This is a genomic window from Saliphagus sp. LR7, from assembly GCF_003344565.1.
GTDB classification, from domain to species: Archaea; Halobacteriota; Halobacteria; order Halobacteriales; family Natrialbaceae; genus Saliphagus; species Saliphagus infecundisoli.
This window is the reverse complement of the sequence record NZ_QPND01000073.1, coordinates 1-1,295: the sequence shown is the minus strand read 5'-3', so window position 1 is coordinate 1,295 and position 1,295 is coordinate 1. Positions and strand designations below refer to the sequence as shown.

Genomic DNA, 1,295 nt, shown 5'->3' with positions numbered 1-1,295 from the left:
GGGTGCGAATAGACCACCGCAGTCAATTGATCTCACTCGGCCAATAGTACGATACACAGGCTAGACTCTCGTCTACGATTCATCAGACGTGCTCTGTCCCGGATCGACAGTAGGAAGCAATCCCGTCGCCATCAGTCGGCGGACGATCGTCACCAGCCCGTTCTCGAACCCCCGGCCGAAAATCGCCTGCTCGTGGGTCAGACCACCGCTCTCGGTTTCGCGGTACGAACTCACCAGGATCGTGCCCCGGTCCACAAGGAGAAGCCGACTGATTTCCGTCGTCCCTTCCCTAGTAGGTCCGTCATCAGTACGCCCCAGACCCGTGTCCGTCTCACTATTGCGTTCGAGTGGAAGCGGCGAATCAATTATCTGTGACCCCTGGAGCCACTCCAGCCCCGAAGCGAAAACCGTTGCCTCTGGGAGCGCCTCCTCGACGCGCTCGCGGATTTCGTCCGAGACCGTCCCAATGAGAACCGTGACGCCCCGATCCTGCCCCGCTTGGATCCGATCGAGTAGGGCGTCATCGACGACCGACTCGTGACCGAGGACGATCACGACCTCGTGATCGGCCTCGTCCAGCAACTGGCGCGTCCGCTGGGTGATCGTCGACGGCCCCGACAGGGCCCATACTTCCTGTGTGAGCTGTTCGTCCGCCTCAAACTCTGCGGCGTCCATTTCCTGGAGCGTCGTCACCAAGCGCTCGGTTCGTGACTCGTACTCGTCGCGAAGGATCTCGGCGGCCTCCTCGATCGAGACCGCCCGAAACACCTGTGGGTTCGAGTGCTGGACTTCCACCAATCCCTTCGACTCCAACACCCCCGTGGCATCGTAGACGCGAGTGCGAGGCACCTCCGATATCTCGCTGATGTCTTTGGCCGTCCCATGCGGCACCCGTGAAAGCGCGACGAACGATCGCGCTTCATACTCCTTGAGGCCGAACCGCTGGAGGAGTTCGACCGCTTCTTGTTCTGATGATAGATCTGTCATAGGTCCCAACCTATAGCTCCCAGTCCCCCTACTGGTGGCAGCGGGCGATACCTGGGTGCCATACCTTTCACTGGACCCTTGAGCCGGAAGACCTTTCTCCTTTTCACGCTTTCGGTCACACAATACATCAACAACACTGTCTGTCTGATACAGACCGTTAGACCGACCCTCCACAGCATCGATGGATATCACGGATACGAAGTCGCGTTTCAATGTGTCACTCTCATCACTACAGAGTTTTCCCGAGACCGATAGCAGTACGGGTCTTCCATCTTCTCGAAACTAATTCACTCGGATACTCACAATAA

General features: G+C 58.1%; 1 protein-coding gene. It reads right to left on the bottom strand.

What is annotated here, in order from left to right; all coding sequences use genetic code 11:
* Positions 1–72 precede the first annotated feature (72 nt).
* Positions 73–987 carry a TrmB family transcriptional regulator gene (locus DVH23_RS23205; protein ID WP_114579696.1) on the bottom strand — a complete coding sequence of 305 codons (915 nt, stop codon included), beginning with the start codon at positions 985–987 and terminating at the stop codon, positions 73–75.
* Positions 988–1,295: the final 308 nt, after the last annotated feature.